This window comes from Elioraea sp. (genome assembly GCF_051860475.1).
Classification (GTDB): Bacteria; Pseudomonadota; Alphaproteobacteria; order Acetobacterales; family Acetobacteraceae; genus Elioraea.
The window spans coordinates 2,274-11,607 of the sequence record NZ_JBHYDW010000141.1 but is presented as its reverse complement, the minus strand read 5'-3'; the positions used below and the strand labels follow the sequence as shown (position 1 = coordinate 11,607).

At 72.1% G+C, this 9,334-nt stretch carries 9 protein-coding genes; 3 read left to right on the top strand and 6 right to left on the bottom strand.

Going from position 1 to position 9,334, the window contains the following annotated elements; genetic code table 11:
• Nucleotides 1-341: 341 nt before the first annotated feature.
• The 6 genes from ACTIFU_RS19310 to tpiA form a co-directional block, all read right to left on the bottom strand.
• Complete coding sequence (locus ACTIFU_RS19310) at nucleotides 342-860, bottom strand: GNAT family N-acetyltransferase (RefSeq protein ID WP_439579947.1); 519 nt, start codon at nucleotides 858-860, stop codon at nucleotides 342-344.
• On the bottom strand, nucleotides 857-1,687 hold the full coding sequence (gene kdsA / locus ACTIFU_RS19305) for a 3-deoxy-8-phosphooctulonate synthase (RefSeq protein WP_439579949.1): 831 nt from the start codon (nucleotides 1,685-1,687) through the stop codon (nucleotides 857-859). The genes ACTIFU_RS19310 and kdsA overlap by 4 nt, the downstream gene beginning before the upstream one ends.
• The gene (locus ACTIFU_RS19300; protein WP_439579946.1) at nucleotides 1,681-2,145 is read right to left on the bottom strand and encodes an SAM-dependent methyltransferase; all 465 of its coding nucleotides are present in this window, start codon (nucleotides 2,143-2,145) and stop codon (nucleotides 1,681-1,683) included. Before ACTIFU_RS19300 ends, kdsA begins: the two co-directional genes overlap by 7 nt.
• A complete protein-coding gene (locus ACTIFU_RS19295; RefSeq protein WP_439579945.1) occupies nucleotides 2,142-3,785 on the bottom strand; it encodes a CTP synthase in 1,644 nt (547 codons plus the stop codon). Before ACTIFU_RS19295 ends, ACTIFU_RS19300 begins: the two co-directional genes overlap by 4 nt.
• A gap of 74 nt (nucleotides 3,786-3,859) precedes the next feature.
• Entirely contained in the window at nucleotides 3,860-4,174 is a 315-nt protein-coding gene (gene secG, locus ACTIFU_RS19290; RefSeq protein ID WP_439579944.1) for a preprotein translocase subunit SecG, read from the bottom strand.
• Between the two features lie 254 nt (nucleotides 4,175-4,428).
• The gene (gene tpiA / locus ACTIFU_RS19285; RefSeq protein WP_439579943.1) at nucleotides 4,429-5,175 is read right to left on the bottom strand and encodes a triose-phosphate isomerase; all 747 of its coding nucleotides are present in this window, start codon (nucleotides 5,173-5,175) and stop codon (nucleotides 4,429-4,431) included.
• Between the two features lie 128 nt (nucleotides 5,176-5,303).
• Here tpiA and ACTIFU_RS19280 point away from each other — a divergent pair, with 128 nt between their 5' ends.
• The 3 genes from ACTIFU_RS19280 to ACTIFU_RS19270 form a co-directional block, all read left to right on the top strand.
• Entirely contained in the window at nucleotides 5,304-7,193 is a 1,890-nt protein-coding gene (locus ACTIFU_RS19280) for a peptidyl-prolyl cis-trans isomerase (RefSeq protein WP_439579942.1), read from the top strand.
• A gap of 23 nt (nucleotides 7,194-7,216) precedes the next feature.
• The gene (gene trpE / locus ACTIFU_RS19275) at nucleotides 7,217-8,704 is read left to right on the top strand and encodes an anthranilate synthase component I (protein ID WP_439579948.1); all 1,488 of its coding nucleotides are present in this window, start codon (nucleotides 7,217-7,219) and stop codon (nucleotides 8,702-8,704) included.
• 170 nt (nucleotides 8,705-8,874) lie between these two features.
• Nucleotides 8,875-9,334 (top strand): hypothetical protein (locus ACTIFU_RS19270; RefSeq protein ID WP_439579941.1); only part of this gene is annotated, 460 nt, incomplete at its 3' end.

The following is a 9,334-nucleotide window of genomic DNA, read 5'->3' as shown; positions in this document are numbered from 1 at the left end:
GGCAGACGCGCTACCAGGCTGCGCTACGCCCCGCCAACGGCGCGGACCCTAGTCATGCGCCCGCGCCGCGGCAAGCGTCCTGCCAAGCCACCGGATGGCTTGAGCGGCGACGTCGTCTCCCGACCCTCGGAGCGGGGGAGAGCCCGGCCAGAAGGCGGTCCGGCACGGTGCTGGTGAACCCGGCCGAGGAGCCCTCGTCCGCCGGCCGCCGACGAACCTCCAGCCGGCGCCTGGCCACATCGCGGCCGACGAAGATCGTGCCGCCCTGGCCACCGGAGGGGATCCCGCCCGCCCCAACTCTGACCGCAGCACGACACCGCCGCGATGACGGGATGCACGGGTCAGCGCAAGGGTGGTGTCAGCTCCCGCCGCATGAGCAGCAGCGTCCAGTCGCGCCCCTGCCAGCGATAGCCGGCGGGCTCGCGGCCATAAATCTCGAAGCCGCACCGTTCGTACAGCCGTCGCGCCGCGACCGACTCCTCGGCGACCGAAAGTTTCGCGACCGCGATCCCGGCGCCCGCGAGCCGCGCCAGCGCCTCCGTCACCAGCGCCGCTCCGACGCCGAGCCCCCGCGCCTCAGGCGCGACATAGACTGAGACGATCTCCGCCGTATGGCGTGTCTTGGCGGTCTGCCCCTGGTAGGTGCCACAGATGCCGACGAGCACGCCGTCGCGCTCGGCGCCGATCAGGAAGGTCGCGGGCCAGGGCGCCTCCAGCGAGGCCTCCATCGGCAGGCGCTCGACGCCTGCCTCTTCCTCCGCCGTGCGGCCGAAGCTCGCCGGGTCCTCGGTCAGGGCGCGCGCGCGCAACGCGCGGAGTCCCACGCGGTCCGCCGCCGTCAGCAGCCGGACCAGGATCACGCGCCCTTCGCCACCCGGTCAAACGCCATCAGCCGCGCGATCAGCGCCGGCATCTCGGCGAGCGGGATCATGTTGGGGCCATCCGAGGGCGCGCGGTCGGGGTCGGGATGCGTCTCGATGAACACCGCTGCCACGCCGACCGCCACGGCCGCGCGCGCGAGCACCGGGGCGAAGCGGCGATCGCCGCCCGAGGCGCTGCCCTGCCCGCCCGGCGACTGCACCGCGTGGGTCGCGTCCATCACCACCGGATAGCCGGTCTCGGCCATGATCGGCAGCGCGCGCATGTCGGCAACCAGCGTGTTGTAACCGAACGAGACGCCCCGTTCCGTCAGCAGGATGTTCTCGTTGCCCGTGGAGGCGACCTTGGCCGCGACATTCGCCATGTCCCGCGGCGCAAGGAACTGGCCCTTCTTGACGTTTACCACCCGCCCCGTCCGTCCGGCGGCGAGCAGCAGATCGGTCTGACGGCACAGGAAGGCGGGGATCTGGACCACGTCCACCGCCTCCGCCGCCGGCGCGACCTGGTCCTCGCCGTGTATATCCGTCAGCACCGGCACGGCCAGCGTCTCACGGATCTCGGCGAGGATCGCGAGCCCCTTCGCCATCCCGACGCCGCGTGCGCCCGACACGCTGGTGCGGTTCGCCTTGTCGTAGGAGGACTTGAAGATCAGGCCGATCCCGGCAGCGGCAGCAATCTCGGTGAGCGCCGCGGCCACCTCCAGCGCGTGGTCGCGGCTCTCGATCTGGCACGGCCCCGCGATCAGCGCCAGCGGACGGTGGTTGCCGAGCTCCAGCCCGCCGACGCGGACGACGCGCGCACTCACCAGTAGCCCCGCATCCGCTCGATCGACCAGTTCGGCTCCTCAACGGGTCCGCGCGGCGCGAACACCGCCATCCACGGCTTGAGGTCCAGCACGGGCGTCCCGTCGATCGCGTCCAGCCCCGCGACGTGGACCACCGTGCCCTCGATCCGCAGCACCCGGCAGACCGTCAGCCCGATCCGGTTCGGCCGGTCCTTGCCGCGCTGGGCGAAGATGCCGAGCCGCGGCAACGAGGCATCGTCGCGCGGATGGCGCGCGCCGGTGCAGACCCTGGCCTCGTCCACGCGGTCGAACACGAACACCACCTCGACATGGCTGAACGCGTCGAGGCCCACCAGCGCCTCCGGCCCGAACCGCGCGCTGTCGAGCTCGATCCGCGCGGTCTCGGCGTCCCAGCCGTCATCGGTCGGCGCGGCGCGGGTCGAGCGCACCATGCCGACCGGGCGCATCGCGATCGGGCTCACACCAGCCGCGCCTGCTTCACCGCCGCCTCGATGAACGAGGCGAACAGCGGATGCGGGCTCAACGGCCGGCTCTTCAGCTCGGGGTGGAACTGCACGCCGACGAACCACGGATGGCCCGGCAACTCGACGATCTCGGGCAGCGTGCCGTCGGGGCTCATGCCAGAGAACAGCAGACCACTCTCCTCCAGCAGCGGCTTGTAGCGGATGTTCACCTCGTAGCGGTGGCGATGCCGCTCGCTGATCCGCGCCGCGTCGTAGATCCCGCGCACCAGCGAGCCCGGCTGGAGCACGCAGGGATACGCGCCGAGCCGCATCGTGCCGCCGAGATCGCCGCCCTGGTCGCGCCGCTCGACCTCGTTGCCGCGCGTCCACTCCGTGAGCAGACCGACCACGGGATGCTCGCAGGGACCGAACTCGGTGGAGGATGCGTTCTCGATCCCGGCCAGGTTCCGCATCGCCTCGATCACCGCCATCTGCATGCCGAAGCAGATGCCGAAGAACGGCACGCGGCGTTCGCGCGCGAACCGCACCGCCTCGATCTTGCCGGGCGTGCCGCGCTCGCCGAAGCCACCGGGCACGAGGATGCCGTGCACGCCCTCCAGCCGGTGGATCGCGCCCGGGGTCTCGAAGATCTCGCTGTCCACCCAGTCCAGTTTCACCCGCACGCTGTTGGCGACGCCGCCGTGGGTCAGCGCCTCGGAGAGCGATTTGTAGCTGTCGAGCAGGTTCGTGTACTTGCCGACCACTGCGATCGTCACCTCGCCCTCGGGCGCGCGCACGGTGTCGACGATGCGCTGCCAAGCGGAGAGATCCGGCTCGTCGTCGTGCTGGAGGCCGAAATGGCGCAGCACCTCGCGGTCCAGCCCCTCGCGGTGATAGGCGGTCGGCACGGCGTAGATCGTGTCGACGTCGAGCGCCGCGATCACCGCCTCCTGGCGGACGTTGCAGAACAGCGCGATCTTGCGCCGCTCGCCCTCCGGGATCGGCCGGTCGGAGCGGCAGAGCAGGATCTGCGGCTGGATGCCCACGCCGAGCAGCTCCTTGACGCTGTGCTGCGTGGGCTTCGTCTTCAACTCGCCGGCCGAGGGGATATACGGCACCAGCGTCAGGTGCACGAACAGCGCGCGGGCCGGCCCGATCTCGTTGCCGAGCTGGCGGATCGCCTCGAGGAACGGCAGGGATTCGATGTCGCCCACCGTGCCGCCGATCTCGACCAGCACGAAGTCCGGCTCCGCACCATCGGGCATGGTGGCGGGTGCCGTGATCGCTTCCTTTATGGCATCCGTGACATGCGGGATCACCTGCACCGTGCCGCCGAGATAGTCGCCCCGGCGCTCGCGCGCGATCACGGTCGAGTAGATGCGCCCGGTGGTCGCGTTGTCGGCCCTGGTCGCGTCCACGCTGGTGAAACGCTCGTAGTGGCCAAGATCGAGATCGGTCTCCGCCCCGTCATCGGTGACGTAGACCTCGCCGTGCTGATAGGGGCTCATCGTCCCCGGATCGACGTTGAGGTACGGGTCGAGCTTGCGCAGCCGCACGCGGAAGCCGCGGGCCTGGAGCAGCGCACCGAGGCTTGCGGAGGCAATTCCCTTGCCGAGGGAGGAGACCACGCCGCCCGTGATGAACACGTATCGCGTCATGGACCCCTCTGATACGCGTGATCGGTGCCCCGCCACAACCGGGGCGGGCGCAGGTCAGCCAAACGGCCGGTTTTTCAGTTGGTCGGGACGGACGGCAGCGACGGCAGCGCGGGCGCCGGCGCGGTCGGGGCCGGCGAATCGAGCAGGGACCGCGGCTGGTGGGTACCCTGGTTCAGCAGCGCCAGCGCCAGGCTGAGCGCGAAGAACATCGCGCCGAGGATCGCCGTGGTACGGGTCAGCAGGTTGGCGGTACCGCGCCCGCCCATGAAGCTGCCCATCCCCCCCGAGGAGCCGATGCCGAGGCCCCCCCCCTCGCTCCGCTGGAGCAGCACGACCACGATCAGCGACAGCGTCACCAGCAGGTGGATGATCAGGAGAATCGAGTTCATGGGTTCCTCGGGGTCGGACGGTCCCGGCCGCGCGACCGGCGCCTTCTAGCGGCTCGGCCCGGTCCGCGCCACCCCTGGCGCGCATGGCGTTGACAGACCGGCCCACGTGGATCGACGCTCATGGCCCAGATGCCCTCGGCCCGCCTTGGATGGCCCACCGCGGCCGTGCTGCTGGCGACGATCTTGACCGCCGGCGCCGAGGCGGCCAACGACGCACTGGACGCCCGGAGCGCGCGAGCGGCTCTGACCCCCGGTCATGCCGCCGCTGCTGCGATCGCCAGGAAGTCCTCCGCGACCAGGCTCGCCCCGCCCACCAGCGCGCCGCCGACCTCCGGCAGCGCAAGGATCGTCTCTGCGTTCGACGGCTTCACGCTGCCGCCGTACAGGATCGGCACGCGCCCGCCGGTCGCACCGAAGCGCTCGCCGAGCACCCGACGGATCATCGCGTGCATCGCGGCGATGTCGGCCTCGGTCGGCGTCCGGCCGGTGCCGATCGCCCAGACCGGCTCGTAGGCCACCACGCCGGACCCCGGGAAACCCTCCGGCACGGAGCCGGCGAGCTGCGCGGCCACCACCGCCTCCTGCCGTCCGGCCTCGCGCTCGGCCAGCGTCTCGCCCACCCAGACGATCCGCCCGAGCCCCGCCGCCCGCCCCGCCCCGGCCGTGGCGCGCACCGCGGCCTCGCGCTCGCCGGGCTCGGTGCGGCGTTCGGAGTGGCCGAGGATCACCGCGGTCGCGCCCGCGTCCTTCAGCATCGGCGCCGAGACGTCGCCGGTATGCGCGCCGGCGGGTTTGGCGTGGCAGTCCTGCGCCCCGACCGCCACACCCGAGCCCAGCATCACGTGCGCGAGAGTGCCCACCAGGGTGAAGGGCGGACAGATCAGCAGGTCACAGGGCGGCGGCGCGGCGGCCACCGCCTCGCGGATCGCGCCCGCGAGCCGCGCCCCGGGTACGGTCAGCCCGTTCATCTTCCAGTTCCCGGCGATCAGCTGTCTCGGCATGGCGGTCCTCCTCGCCCCCGCCTCTCACACGGCCGCGCGACGCCGCGCAAGCCCGTGCGTTGCCCCCGGGGGCGCGCTGCTCTAGGGTCCGCGCCCGTTCGCAAGCGCCCACGGAGCCCAAGCGCGCGATGCTGACCGCCATCCGCAACTCGCTGAACCACTGGATCGTCAAGGGGCTGTTCGTGATCCTGATCGCCTCCTTCGCGGTCTGGGGGATCGAGGATTTCGTTCGCGGCGGCGGCGCCGACCGTTCGATCGCGACGGTCGCCGGCGAGACGGTCTCGCTCGCCGAGGCGACCGACGCCTACCAGCGCGAGGTCTCTCAGCTCCGCCGCAGCTTCGGCGGCGAGTTCGAGCCGACCGAGCAGGTGCGCCGCGCCATCGCCGACGCCACGCTCGCGCGCCTGGTGGCTCTCCGCGCGGTCGGCGCTGAAGCCGCGACGCGCGGGGTGGTGGTCACCGACGAGGCGTTGCGCGGGGCGATCCTCGAGGCACCCGGCTTCCAGGGCGCGGACGGCCGGTTCTCGCGGGTCCAGTTCGAGTCCTTCCTGCGCAACAACGGGCTGAGCGAGCGGCGTTTCCTCGAGCTCCTGCGCGGAGACCTCGCCCGGCAGCAGGTCGTCGGCTCGGTCCGGGCGGGTGCGACCGTGCCCCGCGCCCTCGCACGCACTGTCCACGCGTTCCACGCTGAACGGCGCGTGGCCGATCTCGTTGAGCTGCCGTTCATGGCCGCGCCGGCGCCGCCGGCGCCGAGCGCCGAGCAGCTCGTGCGGTTCCACGAGAACAATCCCGACCTGTTCTCCGCGCCCGAGCTCCGGCAGTTCGATCTCGTGCTGCTGACCCCGGACGACGTCGCGCGCGAGATCCGGCTCTCGGACCGCGAGCTGCGCGAGGCCTACGAGGAGCGCCGCGCGGAGTTCTCCACGCCCGAGCGGCGGCGGCTCGCCCAGGCGGTGGTGCCGGACCGCGAGGTGGCGCGCGCGATCGCCGAGGCGTGGCGGCGCGGAACGGCCTTCGCCACGATCGCCGCGCAGGCCCAGGAGGCCGGTGGCAGCGCGACCGAGCTCGGCCTGGTGGACCGGTCCGCCCTGCCGCTGCCAGGGCTCGCGGAGACTGCCTTCGCCGCGCCGGCCGGGTCGGTCACCGACCCGGTGCAGAGCCCGTTCGGCTGGCACGTGCTGCGGGTCGACGAGATCGCGCCGGCGAGCGAGCGCGGCTTCGACAGCGTCAGAGAGGAGCTTGCGCGTCTGGTGGCCCTGGAACGTGCCGCGGACCAGATCTACGCCCGCGCGAACCGGATCGAGGACAGCATCGCCGAGGGCATTCCGCTGACCGAGGTCGCGCGGCGGCACGAACTCCGGCTGGTGCAGGTGGCGGCGATGGATGCCGAGGGCCGCGATTCCGCGGGCAATCCGGTGGAGCTCGGCGCCGAGCCGGGCGAGATCATCACCGCCGTGTTCGAGGCCCGCATCGGCGAATCGACACGGCTCACCGAGACGCGCGGCGGCACCTTCTACGTCGTGCGCGTCGGCGGGGTGACGCCGCCCGCGCTCCGTCCGCTCGCCGAGGTCGAGCGCGATGTGCGCGCGGCGTGGGAGCGCGCGGCACGGCGCCGTGCGATGGAGGAGCAGGCGGCCGCGCTGCTCGCTGAAACGCGCGCCGGCCGGCCGCTCGACGAGGCGGCGCGCGCGGCCGGATGGACCCCCCGCCGCACCGAGCCCTTCACGCGGGATGCGGGCGGTGGCGCGGCGCTGCCGCCGCAGCTCGCGCAGGCGCTGTTCGCGCTCAGGCGCGGCGAGGCGACCATGATCGAGGGCAGCGCGGGCTTCCTGGTCGCCTCGGTGGTCGAGATCGTCCCAGGTACGGCGGACCAGCCGGCGATCGAGCGGCAGCGCGAGCAGATCGCGGCGGCGCTCGCGGCCGATCTCGAGGCGCAGTTCGTCCAGGCGCTGCGCGACCGTGCCAATGTCCAGATCAATCCGCAGGCGGCTCAGCTCATCGCCGGCGACGCGCCGTGAGCCCGAAGCTGCCCGATGCGGCCATGTTCCGGGCGCGCTACGAGTCCGGCGTGCCGCAGCTGCTCTGGACCACCACGGTCTCGGACCTGGAAACGCCGGTCTCGGCGTTCCTGAAGCTCGCCGCCGGACGGCCGAACTCGGTGCTGCTGGAGAGCGTCGAGGGCGGGGCGACGCGCGGCCGCTACTCGATCATCATGCTCGACCCGGATCTTGTCTGGCGGGTGCGCGGCGACCTGGCCGAGGTGAACCGGTTCGCGCTCACCGACCCGGACGGCTGGCGCGCGGAGGAGGTCGGCGCGCTCGCCAGCCTGCGCCGGCTGCTCGCCGAGAGCCGCGTGGACGTGCCGCCGGGCCTGCCGCCGATGAGTGCCGGCGTGGTGGGCTATCTCGCCTACGACTTCGTCCGGCGCATCGAGCGCATTCCGGAAAGGAACCCCGATCCGCTCGGCGTGCCCGACGGGATCCTGCTGCGCCCGACCATCGTCGCCGTGTTCGACACGGTCGCCGACACGCTGACCTTCGCCACTGCCGTGCGGCCGCAGCCGGGCGTCGATGCCGACACCGCGCGCGCGGCTGCCGAGGCACGGCTCGCCGCCGCCGCCGCGGCGATGGCGCGGCCGCTGCCGCCGCCGCCGGCTGCACCAGCCGCGCCGCCTGATCTCGGCCAGGTGCGCAGCAACATGACGCAGGAGGCGTACCAGGCGGCGGTCGCGAAGGCGGTCGAGTACATCCACGCCGGCGACGCCTTCCAGATCGTGCCCAGCCAGCGCTTCGCCGTGCCTTTCGCGCTGCCGCCCTTCGCGCTCTACCGTTCGCTCAGGCGGCTCAACCCCTCGCCCTTCCTGTTCTTCCTCGATTTCGGCGGCTTCGCGGTGGTCGGCTCCTCGCCCGAGATCATGGTGCGGCTGCGCGAGGGCATCGTCACGATCCGCCCGCTCGCCGGCACCCGCCCGCGCGGTGCGACGCATGAGGAGGATCTCCGCCTCGAGCAGGATCTGCTGAACGATCCGAAGGAGCGCGCCGAGCACCTGATGCTGCTCGACCTGGGGCGGAACGATGTCGGCCGGGTCGCCGCGATCGGCACGGTGCAGGTGAAGGAGCAGTTCACGGTCGAGCGCTACAGCCACGTCATGCACATCTCCTCGCATGTGGAGGGGCGGCTGCGGCCGGGGCTTGATGCGGTCGATGCGCTGATGGCCGGGTTCCCGGCCGGCACGCTGTCGGGCGCGCCCAAGGTGCGGGCGATGGAGATCATCGAGGAACTGGAGCCCGAGCGGCGCGGCGTCTATGCCGGCTGCATCGGCTACTTCGCCGCCGGCGGCGACATGGACACCTGCATCGGCCTGCGCACCGCCGTGGTGAAGGACGGCACGATGTACGTGCAGGCCGGCGCGGGCGTGGTCGCCGACAGCGATCCGGAGACCGAGTACCAGGAGACGGTGCACAAGGCGCGCGCGCTGATCCGCGCGGCCGAGGAGGCGGTGCGCTTCGCGGCCGGCGCCGGGCGATAGCCCGGACAGTGTCAGGAAGATTGACGGGGCCGGTGTCGGGAAATTTTACAGGCACGTCCCGATGCCGCGGCGCGAAGGGGGTAATGGCTTGACTATAAACAGTTCAAAATGATTGGCCTGTTTCTTGCGTGTCGGTCTCTCCCATCGTTCGACGGCAAGGGAGAGCCACCATGGCTGCACTCGCACGCGTCGGGATCAACAGGCTTCGCGGGGTCGCGCTCGCTGCCTGCCTCGCGGCATCGAGCCCGGCGCTCTCCAGCGTCCACCTGCTGCTGGAGCGCGACATCGCCGTCCCCGGCGAGACCGACCTGTTCCTGGTCAGCTACGCCAGCCAGACCGACTTCCTGACCAATGCCGGCCCCTCCATCACCGCGCTGCCCATACCCATCAACGCCCAGTTCTCCGCCGGCGGGCTCACCGTCGATGCCGCCGGCGCGTGGCACCTGCTGCTGGAGCGCGACATCGCCGTCCCCGGCGAGACCGACCTGTTCCTGGTCAGCTACGCCAGCCAGACCGACTTCCTGACCAATGCCGGCCCCTCCATCACCGCACTGCCCATACCCATCAACGCCCAGTTCTCCGCCGGCGGGCTCACCGTCGATGCCGCCGGCGCGTGGCACCTGCCGCTGG